The following is a 24,398-nucleotide window of genomic DNA, read 5'->3' on the forward strand; positions in this document are numbered from 1 at the left end:
GGGCGGCCGGATCAGGACTTTTGACAGCAGGGGCGTTGCGCCACCCCTGCCGCCGGCCAGTCCTTATTTCTGCGCCTGGTCGATGATCGACTGCATGGTCTCTTGTGCATTGGCGATGGCGCCATCGACGTCGTCGCCGAAGAAGACCTCGTTGATCATCTGCGTCCACGGACCGTTGGCCGAGTTGATCAGATCGTTGAACACCACGGAATAGGGCGTGCGGCCCTTGGCCATGGCTTCGGCGGCGATCTGGTAGCGCGGATCGAGATCCTTCAGCGCGTCCTTGGCGATGTCGCCGCGCACTGGCAGGCTGCCGTATTTGGCCAAAATGGTCTGGCCTTCGAGCGAATAGGCGAAGTCCAGAAACTCCTTCACCACCGCGAGTTTTTTGGTGCCCTTGGTGACGACGAAATTGTCGCCGCCGGCAAAGGACGACCAGCCACTGTCTTTGCCCGGCAGGAAGGTGACGCCGTAGTCGACATTGGGATACTGGGTGTTGAGCGCGCCGATGGCGAAGGCGCCGGATGGCGAGATGCCGATATTGCCGCCGGCAAAGGCAGCAAAGAAATTGGCGCCAGTGTCGGTCTGCGCGCCGGCCGGCACCAGATCCTTCTTGACCATCGAGCGGTAGAGGTCGATGGCGCCGCGCAATTGCGGGCTGTCGAGCGTCGCCTTCGAGCCGTCTTCGCTCAGAATGTCGCCACCCGAGGCCCAGATCAGCGGCGTGAAGGTGAAGATGTTGCAGCCGCCGCAATTGCCGGAGAAGTAGAAGCCCTTGATGTCGCCGCCGAGCGCGTTGACCTTTTCGGCATCAGTCGCGATCTCGGCCCAGTTGGTCGGGCCCTTGTCGGGATCGAGCCCCGCCTGCTTGAACAGTTTCTTGTTCCAGATCAGCACCGAGGCGTCGGCCGAGAACGGCAGGCCGTAAATGTGGTCCTTGTAGGTGCCGGTCTTGACATGCGCCGGCGACAGGCTGGCGAAATAAGGCAGCGACTTCGCCCAGTCGGTGATGTCTTCCAGCTGGCCGGCGGCGGCAAAGGACGGCGTGTAGATCAGGTCGAGCGACAGCGCGTCGGGCGCCGTGCCGCCGGCGGCGGCAGCGCCATATTTCGGGATGATCTCGGCATTGGGAATGATGTCCAGCTTGACCTGGTTCTCATGGCCCTTGTTGAAGGCATCGACGATGCGCGGCATGAAGTTCGAGCCGTCGGCACGAACCCAGATGTTGGCGGTGTCAGCGGCAGAAGCTGTTGCCAGCGTGCCCAAAATGCTCGCAAAGGCGAGCCCGGCGATCATGGTCTTCATGGTTCTCCTCCTCATGGTTTTCTTCTCCTCCCTGTGGCCGCGCTTCCCAGCGAAAACCGGACACGCAGCCCTAGTTCCTCAGCCGCCCGGCGGGCGGCCGCATGACTGACGCACCACCAGCCGGCACGGCAGTTTTCGAATGCCCGGCGCGGCCGCTTGGCCGCCGACGAGCGAAAGCAGAGTGAGCCCGGCCTCGCGGCCGAGCGCCGCCAGGTTCATGTCGACCGAGGTCAGCGGCGGGCGTGTCGCCTCGGCCACGATCTCCCAATTGTCGAAGCCGATGACGCCTACATCGGCGGGCACGTTGATGCCGCGCTCGCGCAGCGCATCGATGACGCCGCGCGCGATCTGGTCGTTGCCGCAGAAGACGGCATCCGGCCGTTCTCCCACCTTGCCGTTGAAAGCTTGGCCCGCCCCGCCGTCGAACAGCCTTGCCACCGCCTCGTGCCCCCAGGCTTCCGACCAGGCCCCGAGCAGCGGTTCGGCGACCGGCAGGCCGTGCTCGGTCAGCACCTCGCGATAGGCCCGCGCCCGCTCATGCACCACGGCGAAGCTCGCGGGACCGCTGACATGGGCGATGCGCCGGCGCCCGAGCGCGCAAAAATGCTCGACCGCCAGCCGCGCGCCGCCGGCATCGTCTGAGACGAAGCCGATGGCATCTGGATCGGGCTGGGTGAAGGCATAGATCACCGGGATGCGCAGATTGGCGAGATCGACCGGCAGGTGGCGGTCGATGCGCTTGCCGGTGGCGATGATGCCGTCGACGCGCTTGTCGAGCATGGCCTCGACATGCAGCTGGCCGAGCCGCTGGTCGTCCTCGACATTGCACAGGAACACCGAGACGCCGGCATCGACCAGCGCATCGGACACGCCGGCCATCAGCGGCAGCGAGAAGCGGCCGTAGGTATCGTTGGTGAGCAGCCCGACGGTGAAGGAGCGCTTGCGCAAAAGGCTCTGCGCCAGGCTGTTCGGCCGAAAACCCAGCCGCTGCGCCGTCTCGCGGATGCGCTCGCGCGTCTCCGCCGTCATACGCCCCTGCCCGTTCAGCGCCTTCGACGCCGTGGCGACACTGACGCCGGCGGCCGAGGCCACCTCACGCAGGGTGACCGGGGTCTTGGCGGGCGCTGGCGAGGCGTCGGACGACATGATGCGCGGCAAATCCCTTAGTTGGGAAAAGGTTTTCTCTTACCGCCCTGCAAGGGGCTGACTGGTGAGGTCAGCGCTTGCGGGCGATTTGGGAAAAGGTTTTCTCACGAGGAGATTAGGGGAAGGTGGCGGGGATGGCAAGGGGGTAGGTTGGCGTTCTGGCGTTGGAGGGGAAGCTCACTGCTTAAAGCAGTTCTCGCGGTGCCATTGCAGGAAACGAGGGTGCGGACGCTCAAATTGCCGGCGAGGCGGAAGCGCCCGACCGGTCTTGTTTATGAACCCCTGCACACTCTCGAAGTCGTTGACCTGTCGTGAGATCAGGATCTCCAGATCGTCGGAAAGGCTGATCAATCCGCGATCGAACATCCAGTGGGCTGTACCCGATAGTGCGATTCCATTGTTGATGACATCCGGGCCATTCATTTCGACTGGTCGAATATGGGCGGCCGACACCTCAGCTCGGCCGCGGCCGTTGATCAATTTGAGCCCGGTGATCGCGCAGCGCTCGTCATAGGCTCGCAGGACGATGCTGCGGAAAACGCGGTCTCGCATGATCCGCGATCCAAGATAGCTTACGCGGCTGCGGGTCTGCTCGAACTCGAATGGTGCCTGCTCTTCCTCCAAGTCAGTACCGATCTCGTCAACGCGGGGCAGCAATGGCTCACCTGTGTCCAGACCCAGATCGATGATGCGGTTGAAGTCGCCTGGGCTGATCGGACGGACCGCCGACTGGGCGCGACCAGAAATCCGTCCCTCGTCATTGAGCAAGCCTCGTTCAACGAGGCCGTCGGTCCCGTTAAATGGAACAGGGTTGGCGAAATCGAGGTAGGTGTCGGGTTCGATCAGCGCGAGATACATGTCAGGCGCTGCGGGGTCGGGAATGACCTGTTGGACTTTGGCCACGGCGAAATAGCCGCGTGTCTCGTTTACCTTGCTGGGCTCGTAGTAGATGACCCAGTCACCGACGCATGCTTCGACACGACGCAGATATTGACGGGGAAACTGGTATTGCTCAGCGGGGCTATCATCGTAGATCGAATCTGAGCGGTGAATGAAGACCCCAAATCCCATGATCTTCCCGCCATCCGTTCTTTAGGGATATCTGCCTGAGATGTAACACCAAAATCCGATCTTGGGAGTTTAGTCCAGGCTGGGCGAACTTTTCCCCATGGTATCGGTCTTTTGGAAGCGGGTGATAGGTTTACAGAACAGCGCCCCTCTCTGGCCTGCCGGCCATCTCCCCTCAAGTGGCAGCAGCGCTACTTGTCGTCAAAAGCCCGGAACAGGCTGGGTCTTTCCACTCAATCGAGCGCCAAGCGTCAAAGCCGCCGGAAAATTCTTGATCACGGCACGCATGGCCGTCGCGCCACCAGGCCCAAGCGCTATTCGGGCAATCAAGGCCGCCGCACGCAAACGAGTCGAGAACTGTCGACGCCACTCGCTTTGATAGCGACGTCCGATCTCGTCGTGGCCCTCGTGACCTTTGCCCGATGCGACCAGTTCTCTCGCAAGGAGCCAGCCGGATTGCAGCGCCATCGAAATGCCTTCCGCGATGACAGGATGCGACTCGCCTGCGATGTTGCCGACGCGGAAGATGCCCTGATCATAGCCGGCTCGAATGCCGGGATGAATCGGTCCCGCGGCGAGCCATGGGCCATGCAATTCGGCACCGGCCAACGCAGTCTCTACGCCTCGGCACGAGGCCAAAACGTGGCGCCACAGTGCGTCGGCGGCCGCAATGTTCCCAAAGCGCTGGCGCAGTCCGGATAGAACATCCCTGCGGATACAGCAGGAAATCGACACCCGGCCACGGTCCGCCGTTACCATTCCGCCATAGCCGCCTGGGAATACCAGCAGCGGCATCAGGTCGGGCGGCAGCGCGGCGCCGGTAAAATGCGCTTTGAACCCGAAAAGGTCGGAGGGTCGGCTTGTTCTTTGAAGCTGGCTTGGGAGTTTCCCGGGTTCCCAGGATCCGTGCGCGGCAATGATGACAGGTGCGCTCAAAACCTTGTCCTGCTGGCCCGCCTCCACGGTCACGAATTGCAGATCGTCGCGCCGATCAACGGCGACCGCCTTGCAAGGCTGGAGAATCTCGACACCCGCACGTTCGGCGGCCTGCAACAGGATGTAATCCAAACGATCGCGGCCGAGCGCGCGGCCGAGACCCGTCCTGGCGATCGGCATTCGCGCCTGCGCCGAGACATCGCCCGAAAAGAACCCGACGCGACGGATTTCGGGGCCGGCTTCCGCGCGCCAGACGTCACCGACGCCCAACCGGTCGAGCAAGGCAAGGCTGGTCCCCGACATGAATTCGCCGCAGACCTTTCGGCGTGGAAACACCACCTTCTCCACCATTGCCACCGACCAGCCATGCTGGGCCAGCGCAATGGCGGTGGAACTGCCGGCAGGGCCGGCACCGATGACAATTGCGTCGTGCATCATCCGGTGCCGGGCACGGTGGCACCGACAAAAGCTTGAGTGAACAGGCCTTTGCGGCCCTCGATCAGGGGGGCTCCCCCTGACAGTTGCCACAATTGGGAAAGTTCCGTGCCGCGAAAACCGGCGCGGACACTTTGCGCCGCATCGTTCAGTGTCACCGCGCAGGCGCCGATCAATGGCAGCAACCGGGTCGCGACAAGTGGCACCTTGGCCCTGAGCGGCTCCGTCGCGACGAGGATTGGGGCCATCGCCATGATCCGGGAAAACAGCTCCAGCAGGCGCGCGTCGTCGAAGTGGTGGAGGATGAGGTTGGCGCAGACAAGATCGAAGGGCCTGTCCCCAGTCCAATCGAATATGTCGGCGGTTACGGGTTGCGCCCGCCAACCAAATTTGGCGAAAGCGTCGCACACATCCTTGCCGATCAGGCCGATCCTGTCGAGCATGACGATCTCGACGTTGGGCCAACGTCGCGCCATCAGTCGCGCCACCGTCAGCATGAACTTTCCGTCACCGGTGCCTATTTCGAGGATGCGCAGCGGCGGCGTTTGCACGTTGGCCCGCAAGAGCGATGCCATGAACCTGGCCTGGAACATCAATGCATTGATGCGAACGAGATCACGACGGGATGCGATCGCACGAGGATCACCGGCCGGGAGGCCGTCGAGGAGCTCTGGCTCCAGATGCCTGGTATTCATGTCGGTCATGCGATGGATCGGAGATGGCGCAAATCTGGGTGGCGAAGCCGAAGGTCCGTCCCTTTCGTAGAACATCGGAGGCTGGTATCACAGTTTGCCAATGAGAAATATCGGCGCCACGCAATAAAATACTCTATGCCGGCGTTAGCCTTAGGAAGCGCTTCCCCAATTCCTGGACCTCTTGTGAGACCCGATTGGGCTCATTGTCGGAGCAATTTTGTCACCTCAAGCGTATCTGAACGGCATTGCCACGTCAGTTCCAGAACACGACGTGCATCAGTTCTACCTCCGCTATGGAGCATTGCTGCTTGAAGACGATGCCCAGCGCCTTACGCTCTTCGAGCGAATGGTCGCTCTGGCCGGGATCGAACATCGCTATTCCTGCTTTGCGCCCGCCGACGATCCGCGCGGCGGGGCAATCGACCGCGACGGCACCTCGGTCAGGGGCTCGTTCGCCAGCACCGCAATCCGTATGGAGATGTACGAGGCCGCCGCGCCGGAACTGGCGCAAAAGGCCGTCGACAAGCTTCTGGCCGACGACGACCGCTCGCTGATCACGCATTTGATCGTGACGAGCTGCACCGGCTTTTCGGCGCCTGGCATCGACCTCGAGCTGGTGCAGCGATGCGGCCTGGCGACGTCGGTCGAGCGCACCATCGTCGGCTTCATGGGGTGCTATGCCGCCATCAACGCCTTGAAGCTGTCACGCCATATCGTGCGCTCCGATCCGAAGGCCCGCGTGCTGATCGTCAACATCGAGTTGTGCACGCTGCATTTCAGGGAAGCCACCGAGCTTGAGAAGCTGATCTCGTTCTGCCTGTGGGGTGACGGTTGCGCCGCCTCGCTGGTAACAGCCGAACCGCACGGCATCCTGCTCGAAAGCTTCCACGCCATCGTGGCAGTGGAGCGCAAGGAGCTGATGAGCTGGCACATCCGCGACGACGGCTTCGACATGGTGCTGTCCGGCCAGGTTCCCGGCGCGGTGCGTGAGACGCTGCGCAACGACCATCCGGCCATCCTCGGCGGCAGGCCGCCTAAGGAGATCGATTTGTGGGCGGTGCATCCCGGCGGCCGTTCCGTGCTCGACGCGGTCGAGCGGGCACTCAAACTGGAGCCGACCGCGCTCGACGTATCGCGCGAAGTGCTGCGGCGATACGGCAACATGTCGTCGGCAACCGTCATGTTCGTGATGGCCGAAATGCTGAAGGAGCCGTCGGGCCTGCTCGGCTGCGGCATGGCGTTCGGGCCGGGATTGACCACCGAGACCATGATGTTCCGGACTGCCTGATGCCATCGAACCGGCACCGCATCCGAGCTTTCGCAGCCCGTTGGCTGGTGCCCTATTTGCCGTATCCGCACTTCATGGGCGTGGCGCCTCTTGACGCCGTGCTGCGGGTCTTATGGCGTGCGGAAGGCCAGATCCCTCCCGCTTACTGGCCGCGCCTGGTGCTCCTGCTCCTGCTTTCGGGGATCAACACGATCGCCTCCCTGCCGGAGCGCGTGATCCTTGGGGCATGGTTGCGGCTGCGCCCTCCCCGGATGGAGCGGGACAAAGCCCCTGTGTTCGTCCTCGGCTACTTCCGATCCGGGACGACGTTCTTGCAGAACCTGATGGCAGCCGATCCGAACCTGAGATCGCCGAGCTGGCCGCAGGTCCTGGCGCCTCAGACATTCGTTCTTGGCTGGGCTCTGCTGCGCTACCTTTTCGTCCCCTTGCTACCGTTGACGCGCCTCGACGCCGTCGTGCCCATGGGCGCCAGGCTGCCGGCGGAGGACGACTTCGCGCTGAACAATCTGGGCGGGATGTCGATCCTCGCGGGACGCGCCGTGCTTCCCCGCCGGCAGGCCTTCTTCAATCGATTTCACGATCTCGACGGGCTTTCGGCGGACGAGTTGAGCCGCTGGCGCTCACATCAGTTGGCTTTCGTCCAGAAGCTCACTCTGGTTGCAGGCGGGCGGCGACTTTTGCTCAAGTCGCCGAGCCATACGGCGCGCGTCCGCTACCTCCAGGAACTGTTCCCGGGCGCCAAGTTTGTCCACATCTCCCGTTCGCCGGAAGTGGTGTTCCGGTCCAACCTCGTTCTGGCGCGCGAATTGCAGCGTGCATTTGCCCTGCAGTCGCCACTGCCCGAGGACGAGCAGGAAGAGATCATCGCTCACGAATATCTCGCGACGGAGATGCACTATCTGGCGGACAGAGCCCAGATTCCAGCCGCCGACCTCGCGGAAGTGCGGCTGCAGGAACTCAGTGCCGACCCCGTGGGCGAGATGAGGCGTATCTACGGCGAACTCGGCCTGCCATTTTCCCGCGGCTGCGAGGAGCGGATGCTGCAGGTCGCCGCGACGTTCGGCAAACAGGTGCGCAGCCGCCATCCCGACCTGACGGAAAGGCAGAAAGCGCGCGTAGCGCGCCTGGCACCGCTGGCAGCCGCTTTTGGGCATGCGCCGGCGCAGGCTCCCGGGACGCTCAATATTGACAGCCAACCGCGCATTGGATGACATGGGATGATGACGACAGCCCGATGGTCGCACGCAAGCTGGGCAGCCTTGGCCCGGCTGTTGCTCGTCCCTCTGTTGATCGCGACCTGCGCCCAACCGCTTTCGGCATCCGCAGATGAGCAGAGTGACGCTGTCAGGTTGGTTGAGACCGTGCGCCAGGCGGCGATCATGCTTGGGCATGGTGGATCCGCCGAGGGGCAGCTCCGCTCGATCTCCGCGGCGTTCGACGGTAGGGGGATCGCGCAAGCCGTGCTCGGGACGTATTGGCGCCGGGCGAGTGCGGACGACCGCGCCTCGGTGGTCGATGCGCTTCTTTATGCCATTGCACACAGGCTGGCCGACAAACTGGAGCGGACGCAGGACAAGACTTTCACCGTGCTCGGCACAAAGGCTTTGGCCAACGGCGACATCCTGGTGCGCAGCGAATTCCGCCGGCCGCTCCACGGGCCAACATCGGTGGACTGGCGTGTCCGCCACTGCCGCGGACAACTCTGCATCGGCGATGTCTTTGTCGATGGCGGCTCCGTGACCGTGCAGCAGCGGGACCGCGTTGCCCAGATGCTCGCTGGCAATGGTGGATCGATCCCCGCGCTTGTCGCCGATCTCAGGAAAGGCCGGGTATGACTTTTCGCGGGTCTTCATGTCCACCCTCGTCGAATTGAGCAATGTCGGCCGCGACTTTGACGGCGGCCGCATTGTCGCCGTTGATGATGTGTCGCTCACAATCGGGAATGACGAGACCGTCGCCATTGTCGGCCGCAGCGGGAGCGGCAAGTCGACGATCCTGAACCTCATCTGTGGGCTCGACCGGCCGACGCGTGGCGAAGTTTGGTTCGAAGGACGGGCGGTCAACGGCAGGGCTGCATGGGCAGCCGTCCGGGCCAGCAGTATCGGCATCGTTTTCCAGAACTTCTTCCTGCTCCAGTCCTTGTCGGCGCGCGAAAACATCGAGGTGGCGTTGTTGGGAAACCTCAGCGGAGCGCGGCAGCGCCGCCTTCGCGCGCTCGAACTTCTGGCCCATTTCGGTCTTGCCGACTGCGCTACGCTCCGGCCGGCCGAGCTTTCGGGTGGCGAACGCCAGCGGCTTGCCATTGCCCGCGCGCTTGCCAACCGTCCGAAGCTTCTCGTTGCGGACGAGCCGACAGGAAGCCTCGATGTGCAGACGAGCCAATCGGTAATGAGCATCATTGGCAATTTGCATCGCGAGTTCGGTACCGCGGTGGTCGTGGTGACGCATGACGACGACGTGGCCGCACTGTGCGGGCGGCGCGTCGAGATCTCCGACGGCCGCATCCGTTCGGACAACCGAACGGCGGCGACGCCGGTGCCAGCGCCGCGATCCGCCAATCCATGACTGAGCTGACCCTCCCCTTGCGCGGTCTCATTGCACGCCCGCTTCGCACCCTGCTCACGGTTCTCGGCATCGCTCTGGCGGTCGCGGGGTTTGTGGCGCTTACCGGCCTGACCGCTGGCGTCCAGCACTCGTTTGCATCGGGAATCGACGAGAACGGTGCGGACCTGGTGGTAAGCCAGCGCAGCGCATTCAACCTGGTGAGCAGCACCGTGCCCAAGTCGTTGGGCTCCGGGCTTTCCGCAGTGCCAAACGTCGAGGCTGTGTCAGGCGTTCTCCTGAACATCACCACCGCTGACGACGCCGCAAATATTGTCATGGCCGGCTGGCCGAGCGGCAGTTTCCTGTGGAAGGACATGCACCTCGTGACGGGGCGAATCCCTGCACCGGGGGACCAGTGGCCGGTGATCCTTGGCCAGTCGATCGCCAGCGCCCTGGACAAGCGGGTCGGTGATACTGTCGAGCTGCAGTTCCAGCCCTATACGGTTGTCGGCATCGCGTCGTTCTCGTCCATGCTGAACCAGAACAGCGCGATCGTTCCGCTCGAGGGGCTCGAGCAACTCCTGTCGCGGGAGGACGTGTTTACCTTGTACGAGGTGAGACTGAAGCGCCCGCTCGACAAGAACGACATCGCGGTTGCCCGAACCCAGCTCATCGCAGCCGCACCGGGGTTCGAGGTCGGCGACACCGAGCAGTTTGCTAACAGCATCCGCATCTTCGATCTGCTTCGGGCGATTGCCCAGACGATTTCACTGGTTGTCATGGCGATGGCCTCTGTCGCCGTTGCCAATACACTTCTGATGGCCGTGAACGAACGGACGTTCGAGATCGGAGTTCTCGCAGCGCTTGGCTGGTCACCGCGGCGGATTCTTCGGCTCATTCTCATCGAAGGCGTGATCATGAGCGCAGCCGGCGGGGCTATAGGGATCGTTCTCGGCGCCCTTACCATGGAAATGGCGGCCAAGACAAAGTTCGCGGCGGGCCTGATCGTGCCTTACCTGTCAGGCTGGTCGATCGCGCAGGCGCTGATCTTCGTCTTCATCGCCGGCCCCCTAGGCGCGCTCTACCCGGCTTGGCGCGCCACGCGCCTTCTCCCAGCTGACGCGCTTCGCAGGATCTGACGCCGGCAACGGATGACGTTCAGGGCGCTCGCTACGGCGGCGGCAAGCCCGACACCATGCGGCAGGCGATCGACGCGACCGGCGCCAAACGGCCGTACCCGACTCTATGTTCCCTTGACGATTCTCGGTTTAGCCGGCCGGACGGATTGAGCTGCGCTCTCGTCGGCCAAGGCCAACCGCTTCTCGTCTTCGATGGCTCGATCGACTGCCTCAATTTCCTCCTGGAGCAACTTCAGCTCGGCTCCGTAGCTCGAGCCGTCGCTGTCCCCGATCTGAAAGCCACTTGCCCGCATTGCGTCGCGCGTATGGTGCACGTTGCGGACTCCTTCGCGTCGGGTCGCGACCAGGATTTCCCTGAACTCTCCAAGACGTTCAATGTGATTTCGAGCCATTGCGTTCTCCTATTTTGTCGTCATCGTCGCCGACGGCGATTCAGAGGCTAAAACCTAAGGCGCAGAAGGTCTAAGAGACTACAGGAGATACTCTCGACAAAGCATGAGTGCGAAAGCTCAAATTTGAACTTCTTGCAATAACGTGAAGCGCGGCGGCCTGAAATCGGCTTGGGACCCGACTCCGTCACAGGCAAGTGCCAGACTTTTCGACCGAGCGCGCCTGCTTTACGGCGCGCTTGCTCGTCGGCGCGCTTGTTGGTGCATCCGCCTGCCGATTCTGTATCGCAAGGTCCGTTTCCGAGCGCACAGCGACGCTGGCCTTAATGTCCGATGGTCGGCCTTAGCTTCCTCCAACGGGCGTGTTGGAGAAGATCGCCAGCTGGCACCCTCATCCATGCTGGATCAGTTGCCTGGGTGTCCCTCACATCGGAAGATCCGGGTTGTTCTCCGCAAAGTATTCATGACTATCGGCATTTTCTGTGGCTTGCGGTGGGTTTTCAACTGCGAGTAGCTTGGCGGCATTCTGACCACCATAGGAATAGTCGTCTGTTCCGGCGACGACAAAAAAGTGACTAATTTCGTGTATAATCGTTCCAGACCTTGAATCTGTTCCTTTCAGAGCGGCTAACCAGAACTTAGGACAAACAAAGATTCTGTACGGTTGATCACGGTGCACATATGAATAGTCTTCTGGATTGCACTCGCTGCCGTGGCATCCAAACGATATTGTTTTGTTTCCAAGAGCATCCAAAATCTTCGAGAAATTTCCAGTGGCCTTTGCGTACAGTCCTACGGTATGCGCCCCAAACCATATCAGATATCGTTGGGAATTCGGCTGTTGGGCTGGAGGCGTGTCCTGCAAAACGTGCAGGGCAGCCGAGGCTATGTTGTTTGCTTCCGCCAGCGCAGTGCCAATATCATCCTGTTGAGGGTTGTCACACTGATCGAATTTGGGTGCCGAGAGCGGTGTCCGTTCCGGAGGAATTCGACCGGATAGAAGCCTGAACGTGGCGGCGTTGCTCAGAACCTGGGCGCGTCTCAGGGCACCTTGAGGGCCAACCAGCAGACCCACTCTCTCTGTATCATAGGTAACCGCATAGTTCCCTGCCTCATAGATGGCGTAGTACAACGACAGATCGACGGGCACCGAAATCGATTGTCCGGGTTCGATATTGATAAAGTCAGCCTCGGTGGGTTCTCCTCGCTTTACCAAACGGCCGATATACTGAATTGGCTGCGACCCTCTCGTCACTGAAAAAATTTCGCCCGAGACGCCGTCGATCGGCGTGGTCCACCTGAGCAGCCTGATCGGGCTGCGTGATCGGTTCGTGAGAGTAAAATCAATAATTAGGGGGGTATCGTTTCCATAAGAAGGCACGCGCGATTGCAGAACTATCTCAATTTCCTGATTCTGCTGCGCAAACGCCAAAGGCATGACGCCTAAAAAACATGAAAGCAGCAATATAATATTTCGGACAATACTCGGCATTTTATGCTCCTATATAACCACGATTAGACTTTATTGTTTCGTCTAAGTGAGTTTTTAGTTTGCGATAACATACCTGAATCGCCAACGGCCTATGTTGCAAGTTAGGAATGAAATTGCTGCAGGCCGGGCATTGCAACTTACCGCAAATTCAAAAAAAAGGAACACGAAATCATGTCCGTGGCCTCGTATGCCATCGATTTCGGCTGACACCTTCTTTGGGGTGGTATAAGATGAATGGGTACTTTCCCATCAAGCTCCATAAGAGGGGGCCATCATGAGCGAGCGTTGGAAAGGCATAATCACTAACTGCGCGAGTTTGAGAAATTTTGCCCTGGTTTGTGGGTTCTGTTTTGCTTTCAGCGGCACTGCTTCAGCTGATTCATGCGCAGAGGCTACTGCCGGTTGGAATATCGAGAATCCTCCGACCGAAGATCGCCAGGTAATTCAAGATCTTTTGTCCCGCTATGCCTGGACGATCGACGAAAGAAATGCGGCCGCGTTCACTGCTCTCTTTGCGGAACCGAGATCGTCTTACTATCAGATTTGCAGTTCAGGCAACAGTATCCTCAAGTTGACACTCGGCTTTGGCCCGGAGTCGGCAACCGATCTCCTCGGGCAGATGACAATAATACTTAAGAAAATGGAAACCGATAGCCTCCAGACTCGACACCTCGTGACCAATACCTTGTTCGACGTGGTTGACGATAAGACGGTGAACACCAAATCGATAGTCCTGGTCACTCTGCAGGACTCCCACTCTCCGGCACCGGTTCTTGACTATTCGGCGGATGCCCGGGCCTCTTTTGTAAAGGGCAACGATGGCACGTGGCGATTTCAATCGCTCACAGTCTACGCCGACTATGTTGCTGGCTCTATCGCAGCGAAGAAGCGATGACGCCTAGAGATCGGCCATGGGTTCACTGGCACGTTCCAGTGGGCTGAAATGCGTGCCGTTGCGCTGATCGCTGCTGTCCTCGGCATTGCGTTGCTCTCCTTGTCCGGGACGATCGGGCTTCGACATTTAGCTTTCATATCGACGCCGCAAGCCGGTGAGAGGCACGGCTCCGATCAGGACGACCTGGATTCGAAGTCGTTCGCCGAAGCCGTTACGCGATGGAACCCCGACATCTTTTGGGCGCCAGCCTCAGAGAGCACCAGCGTCATAACCAGGTCTGGCGATGAAGCGCGGGCGGTGTTCGGTCCCATTCCCGACGGCGATTGCGACAGCCCACAAATGAAGGTCATCCCACTGGAAGTTGACGGCAATGTCGTCGACCTCAGGCCCAATCCGACAAAACCCGGCCATCCGCTGGAATTCGAGCACAGGAATGACAACGGAGAGGTGGTGAAATGGACGGCGACATTGCCCAAATGCGACAAGCCTTCGCTGACTGGCAGCACGACCTACTGTGGCCTGAACTCGCGTGTCGTAAGGGTCATGCGCGGCAATGTGGAATGGCTGTTCCTCTGCCGAAAATCCAATATCAGCCAAGAGGTCAGCACGAATCCTTACTGGACGCGGTCGGATCCGAGGTTTTCCGTCTTCGGCACCATCGGATTCAATCGGAAATCCGGAGAAATCATCTTCTTCGACGGCCGCAAGGACCGGAGCGAGTTCGACTGGTCAAAGCCCTTCGTTCCGCCGGGCGGGCGCAGCTATTCCGATGAAGTTGGAAGGGCCGCGGCGGAGAAAATCTATGATCCGACGTTCCAGATCTCGTGCCATGCATGCCATGACAACAAAAGCCCCTATGTGATCGATCCGCACATTGAACAGAGCAGGGTCGGTTTCCGTTCAGCAGGCGATTCCAGATCGACCGCCTTCAGCCTGGGAGATTTTCTACCGCGCCGGCCGCGGTTGCCGGGCGAGCCGTTCCGCGTGGTCGGCTCCGGCTACACTGGCACCTACCCCAACGAACTTAGCCAAGCCAGGACGGTCGAAGATCCGACGGGCAACTGCACAAGCTGCCACACGCTTACCACACAAATCACGGGCCGCCGTTTTGCCGCGGACGCAGCGGGGCATGAGCCGACGGTCACGTTGCCAAGCTGGGCCCAATTGCTCGAGCTGCACGAGGAACAGATCGTCTACGCCGAGATAGCCGCACACCGGACAGACTGGGCGGCCGGCAGCGGCGGCATCCATCCCTGGATGTTGCCGGGGTCTGGCAATGACCTGTCCTCCCGCGCTGCGGGACTGAGCTCAGAGGACTGGCGGAAGCTGAGCGACTGTTTATGGGGAGCCGGTGGCCCTGAGTGTGGCTACCGCCCGCTCTACACTGGCTGCCCGGCGCCAGAGGCGGAGGATGAAGGCTCTTCGCTCGCCGATGCTGAGCTTCAGATATTGCCTCCGCCGCCCGGAGAGGCGGCGAAGACGCGTGTCCTTCGCGTAAGCTGGACCTTTCGCAACAGCTACGGTGGTGTTCCAGAGCGCGACGACATCAGGATCAATGTGGCGGTCAGAACGGACGCGATACCGGCAAACGAGGATCCGCCACAAAGCGGCGAATATCCGAGCATCGAGCAGGCAGAGGGCACCAGCGCCGAGGCCATCTCCGGTTCAGTCAGCTCAGCCGGCTCCAGCTTGCTGGTCCAGAACGTTTCGTTTGCCGGTCACACGAAATGGAGCGATCCGACGCCATCGATGCTGCCGCGCACCTTCCAGATCGATCTACCCGGTGAATGCAACCGACGTACCTTGATCCGCTTGCTGCCCAAACGGTTCTGCTTCGACCAGAGCCAAGCGGCATTTAGCGAGGCAGACCATTTGATCTATGCCGATGTTCGGTGTGGCGAGCCTCGATGATCCACTTGACGCGATCGAAAGCGGCTGGTGAGCGCCGGGATTTGCGATAACATGACCGGGTGCTACATGGTCGCCGCACCAAGGAGGGTCCCGGAGCGTGACCACGCCGGTTCCATTGGCTAGCCCGATTTTGCCCAGCAGCAGTCCGGCGAAGTCTGTTGCGGAGCGGCGTTATCTCACCATCCTGTTTTGCGACATGGTGGGATCAACCGAATATGCCGACCGCATGGATCCCGAGGATTTCCAACGCCTGATCGAGAGCTTTCTGCAGACCTGCAGCAGCGTCGTGCGGCGCCACAAAGGTGTGACGGCCAGCTACATCGGCGACGCCATCCAGGCCTATTTCGGTTATCCAATAGCTGGCGAGGACGACAGCGAGTTCGCGGTGTTGGCGGCGCTCGAGATCGTCGATGCGGTGGCCACCATCTCGGCAAACCAGGAATATCCGTTGCAAGTGAGGGTGGGTATCGCGAGCGGCCAGGTCGTGGTGGGGGAGTTCGTCGGCGCGCCGAGCGGCGTGTCCACCGTCGCCTTCGGCCACGTCGCGCATCTAGCGGCACGGCTGCAGGTACTGGCCAAGCCGAATAGGGTCCTTGTCGACGCGGCAACCTTCGAGGCGGCGAGCGGCGCGATTGATTTCACCAAGTTCGGCAAACATGAGCTGAAGGGATTCGCCGAACCAGTCGAGGTTTGGCAGGTGCAACGGCAGCGCATGGTGCCGACCCGCTTTGCAAAGCGTGCGCATATGACCAGGCTGTGCGGCCGCAATGCCGAATTGCGACTGCTGATGGAGCGCTGGGAGACCGTCGTGCGCGACAGGCGCGGCAATGCGGTGTGGGTCTCGGGAGAGTCGGGAATCGGCAAATCCCGGTTGCTCAACGAGATCCAGCAGCGCCTGCGCAGCTTTCCGCAGCTGACCATGCAATGCTCTCCGACCTTTGAGAACAGCACCCTCTATCCATTCCTCGCCGAATTGCAGAGGATCGCAACGATCGAGGACGATGACTCGACGGAAGAAAAGCTGCGAAAGCTGAGCAACGCACTGTCGATAGGCTCGGTGTCCAGCGACGTCGCGCTGGCGATCTTCTCGAGCCTGCTCGGCATACCAACGACCACGCCGGACAGGCTCGAGGGGATAAGCGCCGAACGGCAGCGCAACATCGCCGAGCAAGCGTTGATGGATCTCGTCAGTTATCTGGCGCGCACTACCCCGATCCTGATCCTGTTCGAAGATGAACAATGGGCCGATGCCACCTCACGCGAGCTTCTCGACAAAATCGTCGGTAGCCTGGCTGCGACTCCCGCGCTGCTGCTTGTGTCGAGCCGGAACACTGCAAGCGTTCCATGGTTCAACAGGCCGGATGTGCATCACATCAGGCTTGAAGCGCTCGGTCGCGAGGATGCCGAAGCGATTGTCCATGACATCAGCCCGAATGCGCTCGCCGCTGATGTTTCAGTGGTGCTCGATCGCAGTGAAGGCGTCCCGCTCTATATCGAAGAGCTTACTCGGAGCGTGGTCGAAACAGGACTGCGGCTGGACGCATCGCAGCCTAAGCGCCTGTCACTCACGAACAACATTCCAAACTCCCTGCAGTTCTCGCTGCTTGCTCGCCTCGACAGGCTGGGGCCAGCCAAGGAAGTTGCGCAGATCGCAGCGGCGATCGGCCGCAAATTCGAATTCGAAATACTGCGCGAGATTTGCGATTGGCCCGAAGCGGAGCTGCGCAGCGCAGTTGGCGACCTGATGCGCACGGGGCTGATCGCAGCCGAGCGAGGGACGGCCGGCGCGGGCTTTTCGTTCACCCACGTGCTCCTGCAGCAGGCCGCCAGGGGCACGATGCTGCACGAACGTGCGCAGCAGGTTCATCGATTGATTGCCGAATGCATCGAACTGCGCGACCACAACGCGGCTTTTGCCCGGCCCGAAGTGCTCGCTGAGCATTTCGCCGACGCAGGTCTGTTCGATCGCGCCGCCGACTACTGGCTGCTGGCAGGGGTGAAGGCGGCCAAGACCTGGGCAAAGGCTGACGCAGTGCGTACCTTCAGGAAGGGGCTTGAAGCCGCGAAACTCTTGCCCGAATCCGACGATCGCAGCCGCAGGCTGCTTCGCTTCGAACTGGAGCTGGGCGACGTGCTCTACGCCGCGCAAGGCTACGTGACGGGCGAAGGCAGCGCCGCATATCAGCGGGCCATAGCACTGAGCGGGAAGCTCGGCGAACCGGAATCGACGATCAGGGCGCTCGACGGGCTTTTCGGAACCCACTTCAACTCGGGCCAGTTCGGCAAGGCCCTTGCGGCCAGTGATGAGTTGATCCGGGTTGGCGAGGATGGCGGCTACCTGAACGCGCTCGTCATAGGTCTGCAGTTCAAGGGGATGACTCTATTCTGTCAGGGCGAGTTGGTGGCGGCCCGGCAATATCTCGAGCGCGCTCTCAGCCACAAGGACAGCGCGGACAAGGTCGGCAGCGACTTTCCGAGCATGGCCATGATCTACCTTTCCTGGACCTTGCATATCCTGGGATATCGCCGTCAGGCGCTGAAACTCTACCTCGAGGCGGAAGCGACCGTTCGGCAGCAGTCTCCGTATCGCTTGGCCGCCTGCCTGGGAAACGGATGCGTCTTGTTCGCTTTCCGCGAAGAGAGCAGTTTGATCGCTCGACTGGCGGACGAACTCCTGCCGCTGGCGCAGGAGAACGGCTTCAATCTCTGGGCAAGGGTGGCGCGCTTTTTTGGCGGCCTGGCTGCATCGGCCCTCGATGACAATCTGGCGGGAAGCCACATGATGGCATTGACCGAAAACGATCTTGAAGATCAGGAGGTCGACAAGTCGTGTTATTTGGGTTTGCTCGCCAAGGCTTTCATGAACTCCGGGCAATTCGACATGGCGGCAGAGACCGCTGAGAAAGGTCTGCGCGAGGCCGAAAAGATCGGTGAGCATTACTTTACAGCTGCCTTGCTTCGCATTCGCGGTGAAATCGAACTTGCAAATGGAACAGGAGACAGAGCAGCGGAGGCTTCTTTCCGCGAGGCGATTGCCTTTGCGCGGCGGCAGAACGCCAGAAGTTGGGAGTTGCAGGCGACCAATAGTCTGGCGAAGCTATTACGGTCACAGGGTAGGTTCGAAGAGGCCCGTGCGCAATTGCGGGAGGTCAATGATTGGTTCATCGCAGCAGACGTGGCGTAATCAACAGTGCATTGCGTCTCTGCCGCCAAGTTCGACGAGCGCCGCTTCGGCGACATCACGATCCTGGCCCTGGCCGAGTATCGGGACTTGTCGCGCTGCCATACAGGCTCTACCGCAACCCGGTCGGGATGTTCGGCGTCGGCCTATCTGGCTTTTTTTCTGTTCAAGCAAAGGCTTCCTCTCGCACTACCCCGCCTAGCGCCACCTTGCCGCCGGACCTTCAGCCAGGGCGCCAATTGAAAGGCGCTCATCGCAGGTACACGGGCACCATGCCGCTGAATGGCCAAGCACCCTGCCCGCCCCATGCAGAGCATGGCCGCATCGCCGCCAAAAAACACAGGTCAGCAGCGTCATGAGCGCGAAAGTCGGCGCGGCCGCCAGCGATAGCAAATCGGCTGCGCCGAGGGCGACCTCGCCGGTGCCGTCTGCGTAGGCTCGCTCATGGTCTCTTTCCCGGTTGCCGCGGAGGGCTGAAGCCCTCCCCCGCAAGGGCCAACAAGGGGCGGGCAAGATGCGCCGCCCAGACACACTCCAGAAACAAAATTCAACAGTTCGGAAAAACTGGCGAAAAGATCGGATGGCATAAGCGTCCGCAGTCGGGATTCCGGATTCTCCCTTCTTGGAAGCTTCGGTCCTCCATCAACAATCGCAGCGGCAGAGCCGAAAATGCCGGCTCGAGCGGCGGCATGAATAGCCGGGCGATGCCTGGCCAGGACGAGAAAATATGGAAATGGACCACGGTCTCGATATCGCCGTACTGGACAGCGACGCGGCAACGCCGATCAGCCAGCCCGACCTGCCAAGCATCAACACGCTGGCAAGGATCGCGCACGGCTCGGCAAAGGCCGCGCATGGCCAGATCCTGACGGGCGCCGACTTTGCCCGGCATGGTCTGCCGGGTGAGCGGCTCGATACGGTCTTCGAGCAGCTCGCCGTCACGTTCGCCGCGTTGCCGGCGGTGATCTCCGACGGGCGTGTCTGGACGTATCAGGAGCTGAACAGCCGTGCCAACCAGTTCGCCCGAATGCTAATCAAGCACGGCGTGCGGCCGGGCCACCGGGTCGGGCTCATTCTCGACCGGTCGGCGGAGACCTATGTTGCGTTGCTGGCAGTGATGAAGGCAGGGGCTGCCTTCGTGCCGCTGGCCACCGCGTTTCCTGAGGAGCGGATGGCGCTCATCATCGAAGACGCCGGCGTGAGCATGATCGTCACCATCGCCGCCTATGCCTCGCGCGCCGGCCAACTGCCGGTTCCGCATGTGCTGATCGACAGCGCCACCGCCGAGATCTCCGCACAGTCGCCCGCGCCGCTGAAGCCGCAGGCGAAGACCACCGACGACACCTGCTACATCCTCTATACCTCGGGCACCACCGGCAAGCCCAAGGGCGTGGTCATCACGCACCAGAGTTTTGTCAACTTCATACGGGTCGCCGCCTCCTCCTACGGCTACCGGCCGGGCGATCGTGTCTATCAGGGCATGACCATTGCCTTCGACTTTTCCTCCGAAGAGATCTGGGTCCCGTTCGTCGCCGGCGCGACAGTCGTGCCCGCACCTGGCCAGATGCCGCTCGTGGGAGAGGAACTGGCGGATTTCCTGCGCCACCATGACATCACCTGCATGGCCTGCAGCCCGACCTTGCTGTCGTCGATGACATCAGACGTGCCCAGCCTGCGCACGCTTTTGGTGGGCGGCGAGGCCTGCCCGCACAATCTGGTGGTGCGCTGGTCGAAGCCGGGCAGGCAGATCCTCAACACCTATGGCCCGACCGAAGCGACCGTCACCGCGACGATGGGGGCGCTGACGCCGGACAGTCCGGTGACCATCGGCGCGCCGTTGCCGACCTACTCGATCGTCATTCTCGACGCGTCGCTGCCGCAACTTGCCGAGCCAGGCGAACTGGGCGAGATCGGCATTGCCGGCATCGGGCTCGCCGTCGGCTATCTCAACCGTCCCGACCTGACCGACCAGAAATTCATTGCCGATTTCGTCGGCCTGCCGAACAACCCGTCGCAGCGCATCTACCGCACCGGCGACCTTGGCAGGATCAACGACAAGGGCGAAATCGAATATGCCGGGCGCATCGACACGCAGGTGAAGATCCGCGGATATCGCATCGAGCTCGGCGAGATCGAGGCCGTGCTGCTCGACCAGCCCGAGATCGCCCAGGCTGCCGTCACCACCTGGGAGATCGAGCCCGGCCGCGTCGAGCTCGTCGCCTACTACGCAGCCAAGGCCGGCCAGCCGGCGATCTCGCGTGCCGATCTCGCCCAAACGATGAAGCGGCGGCTGCCGGACTACATGGTGCCCTCCTATTTGGAGGAACTGCCTGCCATCCCGATGACGGTCTCCAACAAGGTGGACCTGCGCCAGCTGCCGAAGCCGACGAGCGTTCGGCTTTCGGCCGATCGCGCCATGGTGCCGCCCGCCAATGACGACGAGCGTTTCCTGGCCGATGCCCTGGCGACGGTCCTGAAATTCGACGCGGTGTCCGTCGAGGATCACTTCTTCGACGATCTCGGCGCCAACTCGCTGCTGATGGCCCATTTCTGTGCGCGCGTGCGCACCAGGAAGGAATGGGCGACGACGTCGATGCGCGACATCTATCTCTATCCGACAGTGGCGCGGCTGGCCCAACATCTGGGCGTGGCGCAGGAGTTGACGACGGCCACCAACGAGCCGGTTCTCACCCGCCAGGCCTCGAACCTCGCCTACTGGACCTGCGGCGCCGCGCAGCTTTCGTTCTACTGCCTCTACAGCTACGTGGCATTGTGGGCGATCAATGACGGCCTCAACTGGATGTATGACGCGCTCGACGAACCGCTGGAGCTCTATTTCAGGTGCGTGGCGCTTTCGGCCGCCGTGTTCTTCGGCATGTCGGGCTTTGCCGTCCTGGCGAAATGGGTGCTCATCGGCCGCTGGAAGGCCGAGGCGTTTCCGATCTGGGGCCTGCGCTACTTCCGTTTCTGGGTCGTCAAGACGTTGATCCGCACCGCACCCGTCGTGCTGTTCCGCGGCAGCCCGCTCTACAGCCTCTATCTGCAGCTGCTCGGCACCAAGCTCGGGAAAAACGCCGTCATCGAATCGAAATCCGTGCCCGTCTGCACGGATCTCATTTCGATCGGCGCCAACACCATCCTGCGCAAGGAATCGATGATCCTCGGCTTCAGGGCCCAGTCCGGCTATATCCATACCGGGCCGCTGACCATCGGCCGCGATGCCTTCGTCGGCGTCGGTTCCACGCTCGACATCGACACCAGGATCGGCGACGGCGCCCAGCTCGGCCATTCGTCCTCGCTGCATCGCGGGCAAAGCATCCCGGACGGCGAGCACTGGCATGGATCGCCGGCGGTGCCGACCACGGCGGACTATTGCAAGGTGCGCAATATCAATCCTTACCAGGTCCGGCGCTTTCTCTATGAAGCCCTTCAGCTGATCGGCTTGTTTGGCCTTGTCACCCCGCTGCCACTCTTGTTCCACAGCTACTGGGAATATGTCGGCGACGACTATCAGGAGACGATCGGTCTTGTCGCGATCGGCACCACGGTCACGCTTTTCGGTTACATCGCGGCCGCCTTCCTGGCGGCGACGCTGGTGCCGCGCCTGGCAAGCCTGCTGCTGAAGCCAGGCCGCACCTACACGCTCTACGGTTTCCGCTACTGGCTGCAGACCGTGTCCGAGTTCTCCAGCAACTCTCGCGTGCTGGGGCTGTTGTTCGGCGACAGCTCGGCCATCGTGCACTACATGCGCGCCATCGGCTGGAATCTCAACAAGGTGGTGCAGACCGGTTCCAACTTCGGTTCCAACCAGCAGCACGACAATCCGCTTCTGTGCGAGATCGGCACCGAGACCATGGTGTCGGACGGGCTGTTCATGATCAATGTGCACAAGTCGGCTTCCGCGTTCCGGCTGGAGCCCACCCGCATTGGCGAGCGCAACTATCTCGGCAACAACATCTACTATCCGCCGGATGGCCGCACGGGCGACAACGTCCTGCTCGGCACCAAGGTGATGGTCCCCATCGATGGCCCGGTGCGCGAGAATGTCGGCCTTCTCGGTTCGCCTGCCTTTGAAATCCCGCGCATGGTCAACCGCGACAAGGAGCTTATCGCCGGCATCGACGAAGCCGACCGGCGCCAGCGCATTCCCTACAAGAACCGCCACAATCTGGTGACGATCCTGCTGTTCCTGGCAACGCAATGGGTCATGCTGTTCGTCACGCTGGCGATCTGGGACCGGGCGCTGAACTACTATACCGAATGGGCGGAAGTCGCTCTCTTCGCCGCCGTGCTTTTGACCTCAGCAATCACCATTCCGTTCTACATCCTGGTCGAGCGGGCCAGCCTTGGTTTTGGCCGGCTGAAGCCACAGATGACGACGATCTATGACGTCGCCTTCTGGCGTCACGAACGCCACTGGAAGCTGGCGGATTCGCCCATCGTGCGCCTGTTTGCCGGCACGCCGTTCCGGCCGATGATCCTGCGCCTGCTGGGCGTCAAGGTCGGCAGACGGGTCTATGACGGCGGCAGCAACCTGACCGAGCGTTCGTTGGTGGAGATCGGCGACGACGCCACCCTCAACGAGGGCTGCGTCATCCAGGCCCATTCGCTGGAAGAAGGCGCGTTCAAGTCCGATTTCATTCGCATTGGCAAGGGCTGCACGCTCGGACCTTCTGCCTTTGTCCACTATGGCGTCGTGATGGGCGAAGGGTCGATGGTCGATGTCGACGCCTTTGTGATGAAGGGCGAAGAGCTGGAGCCCAATTCGATATGGCGGGGCAACCCGGCCAAGCTGCATCGGTTCGTCGAGCCGGTCACGCAAGATGGCGCCAAGGCATCGACTTGATGAGCGCGGACATCCGTCTGGTTTCGGTGACCGGGGCCAACCGGGCCCTGGTCGCGGCCCTGGAACTGGCCCCGGATCAGATGGATTTCGTCGCCAGCAATGCGGAGTCCCTCGACGAAGCCGAAACTGACCGGGACGCACAGCCGCGAGTCGTCATGGCTGGCGAACGCGTCGTCGGTTTCCTGATGTACGAGGCAGACGACGACGAGGCGCGGATCTACCGCTTCATGATTGATCGCGCCCATCAGGGCCGAGGCTACGGCAAGGCCGCTTTGCGTGAAGTGCTGGATGAAATCATCGGGCTCGGCCACATCAGGCACGTTTCGATCTGCTACGAGCCTGGGAATGAAGCGGCGCGCCACCTCTATCGCGCTGCCGGTTTCGTCGAAGAAGGGCTGGACGAGGACGGGGAAATGATCGCCGACCTCGCTTTGCCTAGACGGATCGACCAGCCGTGACACGGCTGCTCGACGGCGGCGCGAGCCTGTCAGCGCAGCTGCAGGCGGCCATGGTCACCATGGCGCCGATCGGCGTTCGGATCGGCTGCCGCACGATACGCGAAGGCGATGAGAACCACCTGCTGCCCGAGGAAGCACGCTCCATCCCGTCGCGCCAGCCGATGATGCGGCGAGCGAGCGGCGCGGCGCGGTGGATCGCGCGCGGGCTGCTGGCGAATATGGGCCTGAACGACGTCGCAGTTTTGCGCGCATCATCCGGCGCGCCGGTATGGCCCCCGGGAATAACGGGGTCGCTGGCTCACGACGACGAAATGGCTGTGGCGGCAGTCGCGCCTATTGGCCACATCGCCGCGCTCGGTATCGACGTCGAGCCCGCCCTACCCTTGCCCGATGACATCTTCGCGCTCGTTGCAATCCCCGCTGACCGGACCGACATAATCGACCGACATCTCGCTGGTCGCATCCTCTTTGCCGCCAAGGAAGCTGTCTACAAGGCCGCCTATCCGCTTGATCGCGAGGTGCTGGGCTATGAGGACATCACCGTCGATCTCAACGCAGGCACCGCGATGACGAAGACAGGCCGTAGAGCGAGACTTGTCTACTGCGTTGCTCCGCGCGTCGTCGTCCTGGCATTCGTCGACGGTGGCCGAGGTTCGTCCCTGTAAGCGCG

Annotated in this window: 18 protein-coding genes; 11 read left to right on the forward strand and 7 right to left on the reverse strand. The window is 61.6% G+C overall.

Annotated elements, in window-relative coordinates; genetic code table 11:
* Window positions 1-63: 63 nt before the first annotated feature.
* From AC1DX6_RS29870 to AC1DX6_RS29890, 5 genes are all read right to left on the reverse strand, one after another.
* Window positions 64-1,305, reverse strand: coding sequence for an ABC transporter substrate-binding protein (locus AC1DX6_RS29870; RefSeq protein WP_477320063.1), 1,242 nt, complete (start codon window positions 1,303-1,305; stop codon window positions 64-66).
* A 78-nt stretch (window positions 1,306-1,383) separates the two neighbouring features.
* Complete coding sequence (locus AC1DX6_RS29875) at window positions 1,384-2,451, reverse strand: LacI family DNA-binding transcriptional regulator (RefSeq protein ID WP_477320065.1); 1,068 nt, start codon at window positions 2,449-2,451, stop codon at window positions 1,384-1,386.
* Between the two features lie 177 nt (window positions 2,452-2,628).
* Complete coding sequence (locus AC1DX6_RS29880; RefSeq protein ID WP_477320067.1) at window positions 2,629-3,522, reverse strand: HNH endonuclease; 894 nt, start codon at window positions 3,520-3,522, stop codon at window positions 2,629-2,631.
* A 198-nt stretch (window positions 3,523-3,720) separates the two neighbouring features.
* Window positions 3,721-4,893 carry an NAD(P)/FAD-dependent oxidoreductase gene (locus AC1DX6_RS29885; protein ID WP_477320069.1) on the reverse strand — a complete coding sequence of 391 codons (1,173 nt, stop codon included), beginning with the start codon at window positions 4,891-4,893 and terminating at the stop codon, window positions 3,721-3,723.
* Window positions 4,890-5,594 carry a class I SAM-dependent methyltransferase gene (locus AC1DX6_RS29890; RefSeq protein WP_477320071.1) on the reverse strand — a complete coding sequence of 235 codons (705 nt, stop codon included), beginning with the start codon at window positions 5,592-5,594 and terminating at the stop codon, window positions 4,890-4,892. Before AC1DX6_RS29890 ends, AC1DX6_RS29885 begins: the two co-directional genes overlap by 4 nt.
* Window positions 5,595-5,856: 262 nt before the next feature.
* Between AC1DX6_RS29890 and AC1DX6_RS29895 the strand changes: the two genes are divergently transcribed.
* Genes AC1DX6_RS29895 through AC1DX6_RS29915 form a run of 5 tightly spaced genes read left to right on the forward strand, consistent with a single transcriptional unit; the run spans window position 5,857 to window position 10,556 of the window.
* Window positions 5,857-6,873, forward strand: coding sequence for a type III polyketide synthase (locus AC1DX6_RS29895; RefSeq protein WP_477320073.1), 1,017 nt, complete (start codon window positions 5,857-5,859; stop codon window positions 6,871-6,873).
* A complete protein-coding gene (locus AC1DX6_RS29900) occupies window positions 6,873-8,084 on the forward strand; it encodes a sulfotransferase family protein (protein ID WP_477320075.1) in 1,212 nt (403 codons plus the stop codon). Before AC1DX6_RS29895 ends, AC1DX6_RS29900 begins: the two co-directional genes overlap by 1 nt.
* A 48-nt stretch (window positions 8,085-8,132) precedes the next feature.
* On the forward strand, window positions 8,133-8,708 hold the full coding sequence (locus AC1DX6_RS29905) for a Tgt2/MlaC family protein (protein ID WP_477320077.1): 576 nt from the start codon (window positions 8,133-8,135) through the stop codon (window positions 8,706-8,708).
* A gap of 16 nt (window positions 8,709-8,724) precedes the next feature.
* A complete protein-coding gene (locus tag AC1DX6_RS29910) occupies window positions 8,725-9,438 on the forward strand; it encodes an ABC transporter ATP-binding protein (protein ID WP_477320079.1) in 714 nt (237 codons plus the stop codon).
* Complete coding sequence (locus AC1DX6_RS29915) at window positions 9,435-10,556, forward strand: ABC transporter permease (RefSeq protein ID WP_477320081.1); 1,122 nt, start codon at window positions 9,435-9,437, stop codon at window positions 10,554-10,556. The genes AC1DX6_RS29910 and AC1DX6_RS29915 overlap by 4 nt, the downstream gene beginning before the upstream one ends.
* A 104-nt stretch (window positions 10,557-10,660) precedes the next feature.
* Here AC1DX6_RS29915 and AC1DX6_RS29920 read toward each other — a convergent pair whose 3' ends face one another.
* Both AC1DX6_RS29920 and AC1DX6_RS29925 read right to left on the reverse strand, forming a co-directional pair.
* Entirely contained in the window at window positions 10,661-10,948 is a 288-nt protein-coding gene (locus AC1DX6_RS29920) for a hypothetical protein (RefSeq protein ID WP_477320083.1), read from the reverse strand.
* Between the two features lie 421 nt (window positions 10,949-11,369).
* On the reverse strand, window positions 11,370-12,437 hold the full coding sequence (locus tag AC1DX6_RS29925) for a M35 family metallo-endopeptidase (RefSeq protein ID WP_477320085.1): 1,068 nt from the start codon (window positions 12,435-12,437) through the stop codon (window positions 11,370-11,372).
* A 274-nt stretch (window positions 12,438-12,711) separates the two neighbouring features.
* Between AC1DX6_RS29925 and AC1DX6_RS29930 the strand changes: the two genes are divergently transcribed.
* From AC1DX6_RS29930 to AC1DX6_RS29955, 6 genes are all read left to right on the forward strand, one after another.
* A complete protein-coding gene (locus tag AC1DX6_RS29930) occupies window positions 12,712-13,332 on the forward strand; it encodes a nuclear transport factor 2 family protein (RefSeq protein ID WP_477320087.1) in 621 nt (206 codons plus the stop codon).
* Window positions 13,333-13,380: 48 nt separating this feature from the next.
* Window positions 13,381-15,243, forward strand: coding sequence for a hypothetical protein (locus AC1DX6_RS29935; protein ID WP_477320089.1), 1,863 nt, complete (start codon window positions 13,381-13,383; stop codon window positions 15,241-15,243).
* A gap of 97 nt (window positions 15,244-15,340) precedes the next feature.
* Window positions 15,341-18,427: an ATP-binding protein gene (locus AC1DX6_RS29940; protein WP_477320091.1), complete on the forward strand. Its 3,087-nt coding sequence runs from the start codon at window positions 15,341-15,343 to the stop codon at window positions 18,425-18,427.
* A 730-nt stretch (window positions 18,428-19,157) separates the two neighbouring features.
* The gene (locus tag AC1DX6_RS29945; RefSeq protein WP_477320093.1) at window positions 19,158-23,270 is read left to right on the forward strand and encodes a Pls/PosA family non-ribosomal peptide synthetase; all 4,113 of its coding nucleotides are present in this window, start codon (window positions 19,158-19,160) and stop codon (window positions 23,268-23,270) included.
* Window positions 23,270-23,728: a GNAT family N-acetyltransferase gene (locus AC1DX6_RS29950; RefSeq protein ID WP_477320095.1), complete on the forward strand. Its 459-nt coding sequence runs from the start codon at window positions 23,270-23,272 to the stop codon at window positions 23,726-23,728. Before AC1DX6_RS29945 ends, AC1DX6_RS29950 begins: the two co-directional genes overlap by 1 nt.
* Window positions 23,725-24,393: a 4'-phosphopantetheinyl transferase family protein gene (locus AC1DX6_RS29955; protein WP_477320097.1), complete on the forward strand. Its 669-nt coding sequence runs from the start codon at window positions 23,725-23,727 to the stop codon at window positions 24,391-24,393. Before AC1DX6_RS29950 ends, AC1DX6_RS29955 begins: the two co-directional genes overlap by 4 nt.
* Window positions 24,394-24,398 lie beyond the last annotated feature (5 nt).

The sequence above is a fragment of the Mesorhizobium sp. P2_C4 genome (genome assembly GCF_056404575.1).